This is a genomic window from Streptomyces sp. P9-2B-2 (genome assembly GCF_030406865.1).
In the GTDB taxonomy this organism is placed as follows: Bacteria; Actinomycetota; Actinomycetes; order Streptomycetales; family Streptomycetaceae; genus Streptomyces; species Streptomyces platensis.
Window position 1 is genome coordinate 3,416,770 of record NZ_CP129126.1, and the last position, 16,924, is coordinate 3,433,693.

14 protein-coding genes and 2 pseudogenes are annotated in these 16,924 nt (G+C 71.4%); 7 read left to right on the forward strand and 9 right to left on the reverse strand.

All coding sequences use genetic code 11. The features are described from left to right. Positions 1-165 precede the first annotated feature (165 nt). From QT196_RS14860 to QT196_RS14885, 6 genes and pseudogenes are all read right to left on the reverse strand, one after another. Positions 166-393, reverse strand: a complete 228-nt coding sequence (locus QT196_RS14860; protein ID WP_290355056.1) for an ArsR family transcriptional regulator — start codon at positions 391-393, stop codon at positions 166-168. 22 nt (positions 394-415) lie between these two features. Continuing rightward, a complete protein-coding gene (locus QT196_RS14865; RefSeq protein WP_290355057.1) occupies positions 416-1,825 on the reverse strand; it encodes a hypothetical protein in 1,410 nt (469 codons plus the stop codon). Between the two features lie 212 nt (positions 1,826-2,037). Continuing rightward, on the reverse strand, positions 2,038-2,559 hold the full coding sequence (locus QT196_RS14870; RefSeq protein ID WP_290355058.1) for a Tn3 family transposase: 522 nt from the start codon (positions 2,557-2,559) through the stop codon (positions 2,038-2,040). Between the two features lie 454 nt (positions 2,560-3,013). Next, positions 3,014-3,400: pseudogene (locus tag QT196_RS14875) on the reverse strand (DUF4158 domain-containing protein); the annotation flags it as partial. An 87-nt stretch (positions 3,401-3,487) separates the two neighbouring features. Then, positions 3,488-4,255, reverse strand: coding sequence for a GntR family transcriptional regulator (locus QT196_RS14880; RefSeq protein WP_290355059.1), 768 nt, complete (start codon positions 4,253-4,255; stop codon positions 3,488-3,490). A gap of 682 nt (positions 4,256-4,937) precedes the next feature. Further along, on the reverse strand, positions 4,938-6,107 hold the full coding sequence (locus tag QT196_RS14885) for an ROK family transcriptional regulator (RefSeq protein WP_290356657.1): 1,170 nt from the start codon (positions 6,105-6,107) through the stop codon (positions 4,938-4,940). Positions 6,108-6,280: 173 nt separating this feature from the next. Between QT196_RS14885 and QT196_RS14890 the strand changes: the two genes are divergently transcribed. From QT196_RS14890 to QT196_RS14905, 4 genes and pseudogenes are all read left to right on the forward strand, one after another. Then, positions 6,281-7,405: a Gfo/Idh/MocA family oxidoreductase gene (locus QT196_RS14890; protein WP_290355060.1), complete on the forward strand. Its 1,125-nt coding sequence runs from the start codon at positions 6,281-6,283 to the stop codon at positions 7,403-7,405. A 17-nt stretch (positions 7,406-7,422) separates the two neighbouring features. Then, positions 7,423-7,665 (forward strand): annotated as a pseudogene (locus QT196_RS14895) (heme-binding protein); the annotation flags it as partial. 70 nt (positions 7,666-7,735) lie between these two features. Further along, positions 7,736-8,932 (forward strand): helix-turn-helix transcriptional regulator, encoded by a 1,197-nt coding sequence (locus QT196_RS14900; RefSeq protein ID WP_266731222.1) that lies wholly within the window; start codon positions 7,736-7,738, stop codon positions 8,930-8,932. A gap of 238 nt (positions 8,933-9,170) precedes the next feature. After that, on the forward strand, positions 9,171-9,548 hold the full coding sequence (locus QT196_RS14905) for a hypothetical protein (RefSeq protein ID WP_266731224.1): 378 nt from the start codon (positions 9,171-9,173) through the stop codon (positions 9,546-9,548). On the opposite strand, the gene QT196_RS14910 is transcribed toward QT196_RS14905, so the two are convergent. The 3 genes from QT196_RS14910 to QT196_RS14920 all read right to left on the reverse strand — a co-directional run bounded on the left by QT196_RS14910 (position 9,535) and on the right by QT196_RS14920 (position 12,053). Continuing rightward, the gene (locus QT196_RS14910) at positions 9,535-10,392 is read right to left on the reverse strand and encodes a fumarylacetoacetate hydrolase family protein (protein ID WP_290355061.1); all 858 of its coding nucleotides are present in this window, start codon (positions 10,390-10,392) and stop codon (positions 9,535-9,537) included. The two genes, QT196_RS14905 and QT196_RS14910, sit on opposite strands and share 14 nt — an antisense overlap. Positions 10,393-10,529: 137 nt before the next feature. Continuing rightward, complete coding sequence (locus tag QT196_RS14915; protein WP_290355062.1) at positions 10,530-11,648, reverse strand: YidC/Oxa1 family membrane protein insertase; 1,119 nt, start codon at positions 11,646-11,648, stop codon at positions 10,530-10,532. Between the two features lie 99 nt (positions 11,649-11,747). Next, positions 11,748-12,053, reverse strand: a complete 306-nt coding sequence (locus tag QT196_RS14920; RefSeq protein WP_168479259.1) for a DUF6412 domain-containing protein — start codon at positions 12,051-12,053, stop codon at positions 11,748-11,750. 165 nt (positions 12,054-12,218) lie between these two features. On the opposite strand from QT196_RS14920, the gene QT196_RS14925 reads away from it, so the two are divergent. The 3 genes from QT196_RS14925 to QT196_RS14935 all read left to right on the forward strand — a co-directional run bounded on the left by QT196_RS14925 (position 12,219) and on the right by QT196_RS14935 (position 16,703). Then, positions 12,219-14,117 (forward strand): AMP-dependent synthetase/ligase, encoded by a 1,899-nt coding sequence (locus QT196_RS14925; RefSeq protein ID WP_168479260.1) that lies wholly within the window; start codon positions 12,219-12,221, stop codon positions 14,115-14,117. 212 nt (positions 14,118-14,329) lie between these two features. Continuing rightward, on the forward strand, positions 14,330-14,977 hold the full coding sequence (locus QT196_RS14930) for a DUF4142 domain-containing protein (protein ID WP_168479261.1): 648 nt from the start codon (positions 14,330-14,332) through the stop codon (positions 14,975-14,977). A gap of 250 nt (positions 14,978-15,227) precedes the next feature. Next, positions 15,228-16,703 carry a DUF1996 domain-containing protein gene (locus QT196_RS14935; protein WP_290356658.1) on the forward strand — a complete coding sequence of 492 codons (1,476 nt, stop codon included), beginning with the start codon at positions 15,228-15,230 and terminating at the stop codon, positions 16,701-16,703. The last annotated feature ends 221 nt before the right edge of the window (positions 16,704-16,924 follow it).

Sequence of the window (16,924 nt, forward strand, 5' to 3'; positions counted from 1 at the left end):
GGCGACGCGCGGGTGAACGGGGCGGCAAGCTTGGCCTAGACCCGTTATCTTCTCGTGATCTTTCGGGGGCGTCGGGCTCGGTCCGGTACCGGGCGCCTCAGCCCCTCGCCGGGGTCCCCAGATGGCCCCGGACTCCCATCTCTGACCTCAGGTGCAAAGTAGAGGTCAGGGCTTCGTGGCCGTGCTCGTCTTGGGCTGGCGGGGGACGGTCTTGGTCTTGTCGAGGTGGCCGTACACCGTGGACCGCGGCATCCCGAACGAGTCGGCGATCTGTTGGACCGTCTTCTCTCGTGCGTCGTAGAGCTGTTGGGCGAGCGCGGCCTGGTCTTCGGTGGGTTCGTGATCAGTGGCCCGAGTGTCGGCAGACGGTCGTTTGCCGACACTCGGACACACGGAAATGCTCTTGATTCGGGCCTCAGTTCCGAGCGTTGAGAACGATCAGGCGTATGTACTGACTGGCGTAGGTGATGAACACACCCGCGCCCTTGGCAACGGCGTCCGGCGTCGTAGTCGCCACCGGCAGCGGCTTTGCGGCCCCAGTCTTGGCCGAGACGGAGACGGGCATGTTCCCTTCGGTGCCCTCCCGCTCGGTCAGACCATAGGCGGTGCCGTCGTCGCCGACGGAGACGAGGGTGATCTCCTTGGCGTCCTTCCCTTCGCCGACGCAGTGGCCCTTGCCCGTCTTCAGGTCGAAAACGCTGCCGCCCTTGACCAGGTAGTCACCGTTGGGGGACAGGCCCGCAGGGGTCTCGTAGCGATCGGGCCGCTTGGGTGTGCGCAGGTCGTAGGGGGTGCCGATGTTCCCGCACGGGGCAGTTGCCCGGAGCTTGCCGGTCGCCAGATCGTGTACGGCGGAGATGGGGTTGTCGGAGGTGGTGTACCAGCCGGCGATCAGGTAGTTGCCCGTGGCGCTGTTGATCCGGCCGTTTGGCGTCTCCCAGGGGCCTGTACTGGCAGATTCCCCCTTGCGCACCGCGTCGACGCCGGGCGGAGTCACCGTTGCGCTGTGCCAGCCGCCGTCGACGCCGAAGCCGCCGGAGTCACTGCCGCCCTGCTCCAGTTTGCCGTTGGTCACCAGGCCGTCCGGACCCGGGAAGGCGCTGTTGATGTCCAGGTCAGAGGGTTTCCCGTCGAGCTTCACCTGGGAAATGCCTTGGGTGACCTTGCCGTCAGGGGACAGCAGCACGGCGTCTTCGGACCTCGGTATGACCAGCAGGCCCCGCGCTCCCGGGAACACGTTGACGTCGGTGGCGCCGTCCTCGGCCGACGCCTCGACATCCGCGGTGCCGGATGGGGCGATGTCCCCGGAGGCGTCGGCCGGGTAGAAGGCCGCGGAGATGACCTCCTTGGCGCTGTGGAGCTGGTCCTTGCTCTTCTTGCCGTATGCCCATACGGCGAAGTACTCGCGTTCGCCGCCCGTGATCAGGGATACGCGCGGGACCGTCAGCAGCCCGTCCGGGTCTTCGGTCTGCTCCTCGGTGGGCTCCGGTGCCTTCCAGGGCTTGCTCGTCGACAGCAGGCGGCCGGACACCGCCTCGCGGACCTTCAGTACGTAGCCCTGCTCGCTCTTGTCGAGGTACGCGAGAGTGTCGCCCTTCGCCGAGAGTGCGTAGGGGTAGGGCTGGCCTTCGGGCATCCAGTCGGCCCTGACCTCCCACCCCTTCTCGCTCGCGAAGGCAGCGGGAGGTGTGATCTTGCTCTTCAGTGCGACGTCGGTGGGCTTCTTGGCCGCATCGTCCTTGGAGCCGCCGGAGCTGCACCCCGACACGGTGCCGATCAGCGCGCCCGCCAGCAGCGCGGCCGTGACGTTCTTCCCGATCCTCATTCAAGCCCTCTCGATGCGTGGGGCGATGAGGCAACTCAGCCGTCTCCCCCCGGTGGACGGTGTGTGCAAGTGATCGTGATCAGGACGGCACGCTATCAGCGATGCACCGTCGACCCGGCCCAACGGTTGAGGCCGGGTGGGGGCGACCCCGAATCCTGGACACGGACCGCTGCATAGCCGCAGCCGGACGGTTCTACGGGCCTCCCGCAGGCTCACGCGAGGGAGGCCGTAGAAACTGTCCGGGCTCCAGTGCTCCGGGGGCGAGGTACGGCGGCCGGCAGCCCCAGGTCGAGCTGCTTGTCCATCTCCAGTCGGAAGGTGCCGTACGGGTTGATGTTCGACCAGAACAGCGCGGTCAGCCCGCGCCGGTCCTCGTCTGTGAGTTTCTTCGCCCAGGCCGGTTCGGCGAGGACCTGCTGAAGCAGCAGCGTGTTGACGTGCACGAGCGCGGACTGGAGCAGATGCAGTGCGAGCATCGACGCCTCGGCGTGTTCCTTGTCCGGACCGGTCGGCACCGTGTCGCCGGCGTCGTAGAAGCGGGTCTTGCCGTCGACCTCGGCATACTTCTCCAGCAGCGCGAGCGCGTCCATCGCCGGCCGGTAGGCAGTGTTGTTGCAGCGGAAGCCCAAGGTCTTCAGCAGTGGCGGCAGCATCTGCCGGTAGTACGAGCTGTACGACGACCGCAGGGTGGTGCGGACCTTGGCCTTGAACACCTTCTCGCTGGACCAGGGCAACAAGCAGTTCCACCAGCGTGTCAGTGATCTCCGCCTGCCGGGAGGAGCACTGCGCCGCGAGCAACGTGATCCGTACGTCCTCGTTCGTGTCGCGGAAGTCCGACGGATACATCTTGATCGCCCGCGCCCGCCGCGCGGCCACCAGCTTCTCCGAGCAGTTCATGAACAACCCCTCGGGCAACCCGAGCTTGCGCACGCTGTTCAACTTGATGATCTCGGTCAGCAGTGAGTCCAGCCCGACCGCACACGGGTCGCGTTCGAGCGAGGCCAACAGGGCGGTGCCGTCCTCATTGTCCTCGGCCACCAACGCCAGCAGGCGCTCCGCGCACACCTCGCCCAGGCGCGCGACGGTCCGTGAGCAGAAAGCCCGCTCCGCCCGTGCCCGAGCGGCAGTCACGATCCGCTCGACCCGGCCCGGGGGCTCAATGCGGTCGGCGCGGCACTGCACGAACAGGGCCTCGCTCAACCGGCCCTCAACCAGCTCAACCGGACAGACCTCATCTGCAAGCCAGGCCGTCAGCCGTTCTTCGTCGGCACGGGTCGCCGGGCGGAAGCCGAGGGCGTCGCGGATCTGAGTACGGTGCCCCTTGGCCGACCGGGACGACAGGTCGTACTTCGCCAGGTCCTCCGCAGGCACCTTCACCACGTCCGCCACGTAGTCGACGGCGGCCTGTGGGAACTCCTCGACGAGCTGGGGGAAGCGGCCCTCCAGCTCGAAAAACTTCAGCATCAGCACGAAGCCGAGCCGGGTCGGGCCGGTCTTGTTCGCGACCAGGTCCCAGTCACTTCCCACGGGCGTCCAGCACGCCACGACATCCTCCGGTGACCACTCCCGGCGCATGTCCGCTCCCCTGCCCCTCGCCGTTCACACGGGCGGCCTGACGAAGCGTCTGGCTGCGAGGAAACGGGGCTCCAGAAGACGCGGCAGCTACTTTAGTCCGGGGCCCAGATGGGTGGTGAAGGAGAACCGGTCGCCCCGGTAGAGCGAACGCACCCGCTCCAGGGGGCGGCCCTCGGTGTCCCGCGACAGCCGGTGGATCAGCAGCATCGGCAGCGCGCCCGGCGCACCGATCAGCAGCGCCTCGCGCGGCGTGGCCAGCACGGTCTCCAGCCGCTCGTCCGCGTCGCCGAAGCCGATACCGAGCCGCTCGCGCAGGTAGGCGTAGAAGGACGAGTCCGGCGTGAAGTCGGTGTCCAGGTCCGGGACCCGCCCGACCGCGACATAGGTGCTCTCCAGCCCGACCCGCTCGTCATCGGCGAGCAGCACCCGCTCCATGTGCCATACGGCGTCGCCGACTTCGAGCCCCAGATCACCGGCGAGCCGCGGCGGGCACGGGAAGCGGTCGAGGCTGACGAGATGCCGGCCGGGCCTGCGCCCCTGGCCCCGTACGCCCTCCGTATAGCTCGCGAGCGACAGCGGCTGCTCCATCTTGGGTCCCGCGACGACCGTGCCACGCCCCAGCCGCCGCAGCCGTCCCTCCAGGATCAGCTCCCGCAGCGCCTGCCGCAGCGTCTCGCGGGAGACCTCGAAGCGCAGCGCCAGCTCCCGCTCGGTGGGCAGCAGCTCCCCCTCGCCCAGCTCGTCCAGCAGCGCGGCGATGTCGACCTTGGCCGCGTAGTACTTGGGAATGCGTCCGTGCTCGGGGATGCCGGACCGGATGGGTGCGCCAGGGTGCTGGCCGTAAGGGAAGTCCACGGCGTGATCCTCGCACTGCTCCGCCAGGTGGCGGATACCGAGCCGCGTCGCCCCGCCTATGTTCGGTGCACGGCTTCCGGTGATCCCCGATCCGCCGACTTCCCTTTCCGATCCGGTTTTTGGCGACGGCGGACGGTGCTGTGCGCAACGGTCCCGGACCCGGTGAAAATCCTGAACAGCATGCCCGAAGGGAATCTCCCCGTGACAGCTGCCGAACCCGGAGCGCCTTTCCGCATTCCCGCTGTGCTCGCGACCACCGGCCTCTTGGCCGTGGGAATCGCGCTGGCGCCGCCGGGGACAGGAGAGGCACACGCCGCCGAAATCTCCTGCGTGCAAACCGGCTGCCCCACCTTTGACATCGGTGAGATCAAGTCCGTCAAGGGTGTCGATCCCTGGTGGGCGGAACGCCGGAAGAACCCCGGCGAAACGACGTCTACCAGGACTGCTACGGGAACGGCAGCCTCTTCCTCGAAGCGAGTCCGGGCCAGGGCGCAAACGGCGACCCGGCCAACAAGCACGGACGGCAAGTCGAGCCACCTCGTGGCCTGCTCGTCCGACAGCACGGCCCTACTGCAAGGGAACACCCTTACGGGGAGGGGCGGTCCGAGTGCGGGCGCCGTCCGGGAGACGGTCCCGGGCGGCGCCCCTTCAGGGCCGAGTGCATCCGGCTGGACGGTCCCCCTCACGCCCCGGCAGAAGGAGTGACGGCGGCCCCGAGCGAGGCCCCCCGCGCCCCGAACAGCGGCGCCAGCACCAGCTCCGCCGCCCCGTCCGCGACCACCTGCGCGCCGCCCCGGGCCAGCGCCACCGGAACCGGGGCCCTGCCACGGGCCCGCGCCTGGCCGCCGAGCGCCTGGGCCACCCCCGTCCGGAACCCGTCGGGGTTCTCCAGTACGGTGCGCCCTCCGAGCAGCACCCGGTCGATGTCCAGCAGCTCGACGAGGTTGGCGGCGCCCGCCCCCAACACCGCGGCCGCGCCCGGCAGATCACCGCGGGCCACCGCCGCCAGACACAGCGCCTCGATACAGCCGCGCCGTCCGCAGCCGCAGCGCGGCCCGTCCCACTGCACGGTCTGGTGCCCGAACTCCCCGGCGCCGGTACGCGGGCCGCGGTAGAGGCTGCCGCCCAGGACGAGCCCTGCGCCCAGGCCGGTGCCCAGATGCAGATAGCCGAACGAGCCGGCGCCGGCCGGCATCCCCTGGGCCAGGCCGAGCGCGGCCGCGTTGGTGTCCTTGTCGAGGACGACGGGCAGGCCGAGGCGTTCGGCGAGCGCGTCCCGCAGCGGGAAGCCGTCCCACCGGGGCGCGCCGGTGACCCGGTGCAGCACCCCGGCGGTGTGGTCCAGCGGCCCCGGGCAGGCCACCCCGGCGCCCAGCACCGGCGGCCCGCCGGCCTCCGCGCGCAGCGCCGCGACCTCCCGTGCGGCGGTGTCGAGCACCGGACCGGCACCCGCCTCGAAGGCGAGCGGGGCGCGGCGTACGGCGACGGCGGCGCCGGTGAGATCGGCGAGTACGGCGATGAGCTCATCGCGGTCCAGGTGCAGCCCGACGGCGTGCCGGGCGCCGGGCACCAGCCGCAGGACGGTGGCGGGCTTCCCGCCCGTGGAGGCGCGGCGCCCCGCCTCGACGGCCAGCCCCTCGGCCCGCAGCCGCGCGGTGATCTTGCTGACGGCTTGGGGAGTCAGCCCGGTCCGCGCGGCGAGCTCCAGCCGGCTGAGCCCCCGCTCACCGGCCGCCCGGAGCAGCCCGAGCACCAGCGCGGCGTTGTGGCCACGCAGGGCGGGGAGGTTGGCGCCGGGATTTCCGGAGGCGGCCGGGGTGCCGGTGACGGCCGGGTTACCGGTGGCGGCCAGGTTGCCGGTGACGGCCAGGTTGCCGGTGGCGTACGGACGCCCGGCCGCTGCCGCGCCCGGAGTGCCGCCGCTGGCCCGCTTTCCGGCCTGTCCCCGGTCGATGTCATCGCTGCTCACCCACCCATTGTCCGCATCGCTTGCACTTTGGCAACAGCGTTGCTTAAGTGGAGCTCATGAGCAGCGAGACGAGCGACCCCACCGGCACCGCCGCCCCCCACGGCCCGCTCCGCGTCGGCCTCATCGGCTACGGCCTGGCCGGCTCGGTCTTCCACGCCCCCCTGATCGCGGCCACCGACGGCCTGCGGCTCGACACCGTCTCGACCTCCGATCCCGAGCGGCAGGCGCAGGCCCGCGCCGAGCATCCGCAGGTCCGTACGGTCGACACCCCCCAGGCGGTGCTGGACCGCGCCGCGGACCTCGATCTGATCGTGCTGGCGTCGCCGAACAAGACCCATGTGCCGCTCGCCACCGCCGCGTTGGAGGCCGGGCTGCCGGTGGTCGTCGACAAGCCGCTGGCCGCGACCGCCGCCGAGGCCGAGAAGCTCGCCGCGCTCGCCGACGACCGCGGTCTGCTGCTCTCCGTTTTCCAGAACCGCCGCTGGGACAACGACTTCCGCACCGTCCGCAAGCTGATCGAGGAGGGCACGCTCGGCGACATCCAGCGCTTCGAGTCCCGCTTCGAGCGCTGGCGCCCGCAGCCCAAGGGCGGCTGGCGCGAGTCCGGCGACCCGGCGGAGATCGGCGGGCTGCTCTACGACCTCGGCAGCCACCTCGTCGACCAGGCGCTGACCCTGTTCGGCCCGGTCGTCTCGGTCTACGCCGAGTCCGACATCCGGCGGCCGGGCGCGGAGGCCGACGACGACACCTTCCTCGCCCTCACCCACGCGAGCGGCGTCCGCTCCCATCTGTGGGTGAGCGCCACCACCGCCATGCTGGGCCCGCGCTTCCGGGTGCTGGGCAGCCGGGCGGGCTATGTGAAGCACGGCCTGGACCCGCAGGAGGCCGCACTGCGCGAGGGCCTGCGGCCCGGCACCGAGGGCGTGGAGTGGGGCGTGGAGCCGGAGTCCTGCCGGGGCCGGCTCGGCGCCGGTTCGTCCCCGCAGACCGGCGGCGGCGAGCCCGTACCGACCCTGCCGGGCGACTACCCCGCGTATTACGCCGCGATCGCCCGTGCGCTCCGCGAGGGCGGCCGCCCCCCGGTCACCGCCTCCGAGGCCGCGGCCGCCCTGCGCGTCCTGGAGGCCGCCAAGCTCTCCGCCACCGAAGGCCGCACGGTCCGCATCGAGGCCCGCGCGTGAGCCCGTCCGCCCCGGACCGGGGCGTCGAACGCTACGCCGAGTCCTCCTACCTGGTCGGCGCCAGATCCCGCGCCAAGGGCCGCGCCTTCGAGGAGAGTTCGCGCCTGGACCCGGACCGGTACGCGGCCCACGGCGGCGCCTTCCCGATCCGCCTGCGCGGCACGGGCGTCATCGGCGTGGTCGCGGTCTCCGGCCTCCCCCAGGCCGACGACCACGCACTGGTGGTGGAAGCCCTGGAGCGGTTTCTGGCGACGGGGTGAGGCGGATGCGGGGGCGCGGAACGCCCGCTTGTGGGTACGTTCTGAGTGCTACCGCAGAACGGAGTTCATCGTGCCACCGAGCAACGAAGAGCACACCGGCACACGGATCGCCCGATACCGCAAGCAGCGCGGCCTGCTGCAACAAGGACTGGCCCTGCGCGCCAATGTCTCCAAGTCCCTGCTGTCGAAAGTCGAATGCGGACAGAAGCCGGCCTCCCCGGCCTTCGTCGCGGCGTGCGCCCGCGCGCTCAGCGTCTCCACCTCAGACCTGCTGGGGCAGCCCTACGCCGATGAGTTGCGCCGGGACCGGATGGATGAGCTGATACAGCCCATTCGCGAAGGGATGGAGAACTGGGACATCCCCCTCGACTGGGGGACAGCTCCGCGTGCGGTCCCTCTCCTTCGGGCCGACGTACAGCGCGCACTTGTGCAGCGCCGACAGGCGGAATACAGGGACATGGTCCGTGACCTGCCCGGACTGATCGACGAGTCTGTCCAGGCCGTGCACACCGCCTCGGGTGAGGAACAGCGGCAAGCCTACGAGTGCCTTGCTGGGACTTTCCGCTGCGTGTTCACCGTGGCCTGGAACTTTGGATATGTCGACCTCGCCACGGTTGCGCTGGACCGTCTCGCCTGGACCGCACCGCGTGCGGACGAGCCCGGCTTGGTCGCCATGCACGCCTACCTCCGCGCACAGACCACGATGTCGTCAGCCCGGTACGACATTGGTATGCGCGTGATTGACGGGGCGCTACGGGATCTTGACGGTCAGAGCGCGCGCCGTCCGGCAGGCATCAAGGCCATGCAGGGGGTCATGCACCTGCGGGCTGCCGTGATCGCGGGCAGGAGGAAAGACCAGGGCCATGCAGACGCCCGTCTTGCCCGAGCCCGCGCCCTCGCCCAGGAGACAGGCGAGGTGCCCGATTACGGGGTCACCTGGGGCCCGACGAATGTCGGAGTGCATGCAGTGGCCATCGCCTCAGAACTGAACGAGTTCGGCCGCGCGGTGGAACTTGCCGAGGACGTGCGTATCCCGCGCGGCTGGACCCGGTCCCGGGCCGGTCACCACTGGATGGACCTTGCCAGAGCGCACACCTGGGCAGGCCATCCGGCGCAGGCATTGGACTGTCTGCAACGTGCCCGACGGGCCGCTCCACAGCAGACGCGGTACCACCCCACGGTGCGAGAAACCGTGCTCGCCCTCAAGCGGCGCGAGCGGACGCGAAGCGGGGGCTTGGCGCAGTACGCGGAGTGGATCGGCCTCTAGCACCTCCCACAGGCGGGAAGTTGCACGCATCGATGCAACTTCCCGCCTCCATTCGTCGGCAACCTGACGTGTAGTCAAACCCCGCCGCGACCGCGCGAACGGCTGGGGGCAAGGCCCACGCTGATTGGAGCGTCGACGTGCCGCACGGTATCGCCCGGATCTGCGCATCGCTGCTGCGCCGGTTACTTCCGCCACCAGGCCGCCACCGGTCGGCAAGGTGCGAGAGGACGGTGACCGCATGACCAGCGGACCGCCGGAGCCAGCGCGGCTGCTCCCCTGGGCAGGGGCGGGGGGCAAGCCGTGCTATCTCATCGGGGACGGCACCGGCTTTCTCTCCCGCATCGCCGACGACACCGAGCTCGCCCAACTGGACTTGGCCTCAGAGCTCCTCGATCAGGCAACGCGCATACTCATCGCGCGTGCCTGGACCGCTGGCGAAATCCACCTACTGGCCCTTCAGTTGACCGAGTCGCTGCGTGAGGTGAAGAGGATCGCGGAGAGCCGGGGCGAGCGCCTGCCCTCGCCGACCGGTGACGGCGGACGATTCGACGAGACCTACACGGACCAAAGCGGCACAGCCGAGACCGACGGGGCCCCGCCCCTCAGGCGTCCTTGAGTACCTGGCGCTGGCGCCCCAGCCCGTCGATCTCCAGTTCCACGACATCGCCGGCCCGTAGGTACGGCTTGGGATCCGGGTGGCCCATGGCGACGCCGGCCGGGGTGCCGGTGTTGATGATGTCGCCCGGGTAGAGGGTCATGAACCGGCTGACGTAGCGGACCACTTCGGCCACCGGGAAGATCTGCTCGGCGGTGGTGCCGTCCTGCTTCCGTTCGCCGTTGACCCACAGCCGCAGGCCGAGGTTCTGTGGGTCGGGCACCTCGTCGGCGGTCACCAGCCAGGGGCCCAGGGGGTTGAAGGTCTCGCAGTTCTTGCCCTTGTCCCACTGGCCGCCGCGTTCGATCTGGAAGGCGCGTTCGGAGACGTCGTGCGCCACGGCGTAACCGGCCACCGCGGCCAGTGCCTGGGCGTCGGTCTCCAGGTAGCGGGCGGTCCGGCCGATGACGACCGCCAGCTCCACCTCCCAGTCGGTCTTCACGCTGTCCCGCGGGACCAGCACGGTGTCTTCGGGGCCGACGACGGTGTCCGGGGCCTTCATGAAGAGGATCGGCTCCGCCGGGGTCGCGGCGCCGGTCTCCCGGGCGTGGTCGTGGTAGTTCAGCCCGATGCACACGATCTTGCCGATCCGGGCCACCGGCGGGCCGGTACGCAGCCCGGCCCCGTCGAGTCGCGGCAGCTCCCCGGAGGCGGCGGCGGTACGGATCCGCGCCAGCTCTCCCTCGTCGGCGAGGAGCGCTCCGTCGATGTCCGGCACCAGGCCCGACAGGTCCCGCAGCGTCCCGGAATCGTCGAGCAGCGCCGGGCGTTCCGTCCCCACCGGTCCGACTCGCAGCAGCTTCATCGGTTCCACTCCCGTGGTCGAAGGTCGGCCCGGAAGGGATCTCCCGGGCCGTCCGATGGGGGACGGCCATCGAGCGATTTGGCTGATCGTCCAAGAACGGGGTCCGGTCCGCAAGACCCCGTTCACGGACTGGACCGTTACCGAGGGGTAGTGGCGAGGGGGTCGGGTGCGGTGCCGCCGGAGTGCGGGGCCGCGTCATCCGCCGGGCGGGATCCGGCCCCGGAGGTGCCCCTCGTCCGGGAGTTGGCCCGGGCGCGGGCCGCCCGCTGCCGGGCCGCGCGGCTCTTCGGCGTACGCCGGTCGGCCCGCTGCTGCGCCGCAGGCTGCCGCGGGGCACCCTCGCCCGACGCCTCATCAGCCGCGGCGGACCCCGGCGCCGCTGCCGCCGCCGTGGACGGCTGCCCCACGGTGGAGGCCGCCTTCCCCTTCACCGCAGCCGCCTTCACCGCAGCCGCCTTCCCCTTCCCCGCGGCCGCCTTCACCGCAGCCGTCTTCCCCTTCCCCGCGGCGGCCACCGCGCCCGCCTCCGCCGCGCCGCGCCCGCGCCCGCGCTCCCGGTGCAGCAGCGCCCGCTCGCACGCCGTCCAGGTCGTCGTCGTGACCATGTAGAGCCCGGCGGCCAGCGGCACCACCGCCACCGTGATCAGCGTGCCGAAGGACAGCAGCGGCATCACCTTGGCCATGGAGGACATCCCGGGCATCGCGGCGCCGCCCCCGGCCGGCTGGGGGGCCTTGGCCATCGTGGCGCGGGCCCGCCGGTAGTTCCAGGTGGCGACCGCGGCGACCAGCACGAAGAGTCCGGCGTAGACCAGCCCCTGCGGGCCGAGGACGCCGCCGTGGGCGAGCGCCTCGGTCCAGTGGCCGCCGAGCGGCGCACCCAGCAGCGTGTGATCGAGGAGGTCGCCGCCGCCGGTCGAGAACAGGTGGTACATCACGAAGAAGACGGGCAGTTGCAGCAGCGTCGGCAGACAGCCGGCGAGGGGCGAGGAGCCGGTCTCGGCGTAGAGGTCGGCCATCGCCTTCTGGAGCCGCTCGGGGTTGCCCTTGTGCTTGCGCTGGAGTTCGGCGAGCTGCGGGGCGAGCGCCGTACGCGCCTTCTCGCCGCGGGCCGCGGCGCGGGCGAGGGGGTGCAGCGCGGCGCGTACCCCCAGGGTGAACAGAACGATGGCGGCGGCCATGGCCGCGGGGCCGAAGAGCGGGGCGATCGCCTGGGCGCCGTGCGCCAGCGCATCGCCGAGGAAGCCGAACATGGACATGCGGGAGCCCTCCACGGGTCTCGTCGTGCCGGGATGTGGATTCGGCGTGACGAGCCGCGCGGACGCAGAAAGAGCGGTACGGGGACCGGACCGGTGCGCCTACGCGGCCGTCGGGAGGGGACGGCCCGGTGCCCGGGGACGCGGGCGGCCGGCCGCGTCGGGATCACGTTGGGGCAGGAACGCCGTGCGCCGCTCGCGGTCGCGGATGGCCGTACGGATCCGGCCCGGGGGTACCGGCCGCGCGCAGGCCGCGATCAGGAAGGCGCGGCACAGGAGCAGCAGCGCGGTGGTGGTCGCGGCGGCGGTCAGGGCCGTGGTCAGACCGGTCTGGGTGACCAGGAAGCCGGCCAGGACGAAGAACAGTGCCGAGGTGTGCAGGCGCCAGGCATCGACGATGCGGTACATCCGGCGCCCTCCTCAGGTTGTCCGGTCGTCAAGACTTGTCGTCTTCCGCTCAAGAGTAGCCACATCTCTGGGCAGCCGGGAGGCCGGTGGGTAGCTTGCGCCCTCTCTGCCGTCGGGGGCGGCGGGGAGCAGGGGGCAATCAAGGGGGAACACCTAGGAGGTGCTGTGCGCGACATCAGCGTCCCGGCCCTGGCGGCTCCACTACGGAGCGGCGGTCTTGCCGACTCCGTCTTCGACACCGCCGCCCACCAGCCGGATTTCGCTCAGCTCGCCCGCCGCGACGACCACACACCCGGCGACTGGCAGGAGGTGTCGGCGGCGGAATTCCGTGACGAGGTCATGGCCCTGGCCAGGGGGCTGCTGGCGGACGGGATACGGCCCGGTACCCGGGTCGCGCTGATGTCCCGTACGCGCTACGAGTGGACCTTGTTCAGTTATGCGCTGTGGGCGATCGGCGGGCAGCTCGTCCCGGTCTATCCGACCGCCTCGGCCGAGCAGCTGCGCGCCATCCTCTCCGGGGCGAAGGTCACCGCGATCGTCGTGGAGAACGAGGCACAGGCGATGACCGTCGCGGAGGCCTGCGGCACCCGGGCCATGCTGCGCCGGCTGTGGCAGCTGGACCTGGACTGCGTCCGGCGGCTGACGGAGGAGGGCACCCGGCTGACCGAGGCCGATGTGCACCGGCTGCGGCACGCGGTCGGCCCGGGCGACATCGCGGCGATCGTGTACACGTCGGGGACCACCGGCCGGCCGCGCGGCTGTGTGATCACCCACGCCAACCTCGCCGCGGGGTGCGACACCCTCTACGCGGGCTGGGGCGGGCTGCTGGCCGCGCCCGGCGAACGCCCGTCGCTGCTGGCCTTCCTGCCGTTCGCGCACATCTACGGGCTGATGGTGCAGGTGGCGTGTCTGCGCGGCGGGGTGAAGCTCGCCCATCAGCCCGATGCCACCTCGGACGAACTGCTGCCGGCGCTCGCCTCGTTCCGTCCGACGTTCCTGTTCGCGGTGCCGTACGTCTTCGAGAAGATCTGCGCCCGCGCCCGGCAGGCCGCGGAACAGGCGGGCCGGCGGCGGACGTTCGACGCGGCGATGACGGTGGCGGTGCGCTACGCGGAGGCCCTCGCGGCGGAGGCGCAGGGCACCGGGCGCGGCCCCGACCCGTTCCTGCGGGCCCGGCACGCGCTCTACGACCGGCTGGTGTACTCCCGCATCCGGGAGCTGCTGGGCGGCCGGGTGCGCACCGCGGTCTCCGGCGGCTCACCGCTGCTGCGGGAGCTGGGCCTGCTGTTCGCCGGCGCCGGGATCACCGTCTACGACGGCTACGGCCTGACGGAGACCAGCGGCGCGATCACCGTGCAGCCGCCCGGCCGGGTGCGCTTCGGGACGGTGGGCCTGCCGCTGCCGGGCAGCGCGGTGCATCTGGCGCTGGACGGCGAGGTGTGGGTGCGCGGCGCGGTGGTTTTCGCCGGCTATCTCGACGAGACGGATGCCCCGGACAGCGGGCTGTACGACGGCTGGCTGGCGACCGGCGACCTCGGGCACCTGGACGAGGACGGCTATCTCGTCATCACCGGCCGCAAGAAGGACATCATCATCACCAGCAACGGCAAGAGCGTGGCCCCGCAGGGGCTGGAGCAGCGGCTGTGCTCCCATCCGCTGATCTCGCAGTGTGTGGTGGTCGGCGACAACCGGCCGTATGTGACCGCGCTGATCACGCTGGACCCGGAGGCCCTGGAGCACTGGCACCACCTGCGCGAGGAGCCGGGCACCGGCAGCGAGGCGCCGACGCCCGAGGAGCAGCTCCAGGCGGAGGTGCGGCGGGCGGTGGCACGGGCGAACGCGTCGGTGTCCCGGGCCGAGTCGATCCGCGCGTTCCGGGTGCTGCCGGGCGAGTTCAGCCAGGAGGCCGGGCTGGTGACGCCGTCGCTGAAGCTGCGGCGGGCGGCGATCGTGGGGCGGTACGCGGCCGAGATCGACGCGCTGTACGCCCAGGGACGGCGTGAGGAGCCCGAGACCCGCCAGGAGCGGCGCAGATGGGCGGCGGCGGGCCTCTACGCGCGCTGAGAGCGCAGGGCAGGCCGCTTCTGGACGGGCCCGGCCGGGCATACGGCAGCCGGCGCACGTCACCCGTATCCGGCCGGGCCCGCCCGCGGCACCGTAGCAGTGCCGCGGCGGGCCCGGCCTTTATTTGTCCAGGGGTGAGGACCCACGACCGCGGGCCCGTCACGGCACTTAGCGTCCGGTGGCGTTCCAGTAGTGACGAACCGGGAGGCCGTGTGCGGTCCATCCTCAGCAATTCCGCAACATCCGGGCGGACCATCGCCACCGGACTGGTCGTGGCCGCGCTCGTGGCCACGCTCGCGGCGCTGCTGCTGCCCGTCCAGCTCTTCGGTGAGACCGCGTCCGCGGCGACCAACACCGTCACCTACGACGATGACGGCGGCGGCACGGTGAGTACCCGGTACGGTCCGCTGACCGCCATGGACCGGGACTTCGTGCGCAAGGTCAGACTGGCCGGCCTGTGGGAACTGCCCGCGGGCCGCCAGGCGCAGGAACGCGGGCAGACCGCGGCGGTGCGCTCGGCGGGCGCCATCCTCGTCGCCGGGCACACCGAGCTGGACCGGCGGTCCATCGAGGCCGGGCGGGCACTGGGCGTCTCGCTGCCCAACCAGCCCAACGCCGATCAGCAGGGCTGGCTGGCGCAGATGAACGCCGCCCAGGGCGACGACTTCGCCCCGACGTTCGCCGAGCTGCTGCGCCGCGCCCACGGCAAGGTCTTCGGCCTGGTGGCCCTGGTCCGCGACCAGACCAAGAACTCGATGGTGCGCGCCCTGGCGAACCGGGCCAACGTCGTCGTCCTGTCGCACATCACGGCGCTGGAGAAGACCGGTGGCGTCGACTTCGACACGCTGCACAGCAGCTAGGTGAGCCCGGCGTGAGCGGCAAGACACCACCCAGGCCACGGAGCCCCGGCATGTCACGGCGGCGCGGCCGGCGGCCCGGACGGCGGCGCACTCCCCCGCCCGCCGCGGGGGACGCCCCGCGCCCACCACCACCCGCGACCCGGAAGAAACGACACCCGCACCCAACCGACACCCCTCACACCGGACGAAGCGAAGTGATCTCATGAGGCAACGGCAACAAGCCCATAAACGCTCGCGTTTGACGAACAGAATGCTGATCGGCGCCACCGCCCTGCTGCTGGGCGGCGGTGGTCTGGCCGTCTACGCCACCACGGCGCTGGCCGGCAACAACACACCGGACGCGGCGGCCGGCCATGCCCAGCACACCGCGAGCGCCTTCACCCTCTCCTGCCCCGATGTGGGCGAGCGGCTGCGCCAGGTACCCCGCAGCGCCAAGCTCCCGGTCTCCAAGGGGCTGTCCTCGCTCGACAAGCAGGTGCACGACGCCTACCACAAGATGATGGGCGGCACCGGCGACAGCGTCCTCACCGGGCTGAAGACGCAGCGCGCGAAGACCATCAGGATGATGGTCACCGCGATCTCCAAGGACGCGAAACGGCCCGGCTACCTGCTCAAGATGAGCGGCTGCACCATGAAGCCGGTCAACGAGGGCGCGGGCGCGGGCGGCAACGACTCCACGAAGTCCGTGCAGGACGGCTGGTATCAGGGCCAGGCCCAGACCCAGGGGCAGACGCAGGGCCAGACCCAGGACCCCGGTCAGGTGCAGGGCGGCCAGGTCGGCGGCCAGGCCCAGGACGGCGGACAGCAGGACCAGAACGGCGGCCAGCAGCAGGGCCAGCCGGGCGGCCCGGTCGCCGACGACTTCGTCGACATCAACAACGTCCAGCCGAACGCGGACGCCCCGCCGTTCGCCGCTCCCCAGGGCGGCAACGCCTCGACCGGCACCTTCGTCACCGAGTGCGGCCGCAATGAGGACGGCCACTTCAACTCCGACAACGTCATCGTGACGCCGGGCGTCAGCAACGGCGCCCACCACACCCACGACTACGTCGGCAACAAGGCCACCGACGCCTTCGCCGACGACAACAAGCTCGCCGCCTCCGACACCACCTGCGACAACGGCGACCAGTCCACCCACTACTGGCCGGTGCTGCGCAAGCTCGACGGCAACGCCGAGCAGAAGCCGGGTGCCGCGCAGGACGCCAACGTCGGCACCACGCTGACGCCGGCGACGGTGAAGCTGACCTTCCGGGGCAGCCAGTCCGGCGAGGTCCGGGCGATGCCGCGCTTCCTGAAGATCATCACCGGCGACGCCAAGGCGTTCACCAACGGCACCAAGAACGCCAACGCCTCCTGGAGCTGCACCGGCTTCGAGGACCGGCAGCTGAAGGACAAGTACCCGCTGTGCCCCCAGGGCTCGCAGGTCGTGCGCACCTTCGCCTTCCAGAACTGCTGGAACGGCCGCGACATCGACAGCGGCAACCACCGCGACCACATGGCGTTCTCCGACCAGAACGGCAACTGCCCGCAAGGCTTCGAGGCGGTCCCGCAGCTCGTCCAGCGGATCACCTACGACGTCCCGCAGGGCCAGAGCTTCGCGGTGGACAGCTTCCCCGAACAGCTGCACAAACCGGTGACCGACCACGGTGACTTCATCAACGTGATGCCGGACGACCTGATGAGCAAGGCGGTCGACTGCATCAACGGCGGCCGCAACTGCACCTGACGGGCCCTCCGGCCGGGGCCCTCGGCCCCGGCCCCAGGCTCCTGGCCCCAGGCTCCCGGCCCCGGCCCCAGGCCCCTTAGGGGAGACGTCCCCTAAGGGGCCGCTGGGCCCCCTGGACCGGACAACGCAGTGGCCCCGACCCGGATTCCCGGGGCGGGGCCACTGTTCTGCGCCGAGGTGCTGTGGTGGTGCCGGCGGTACTCCGTCGGACCGGCCGGCCA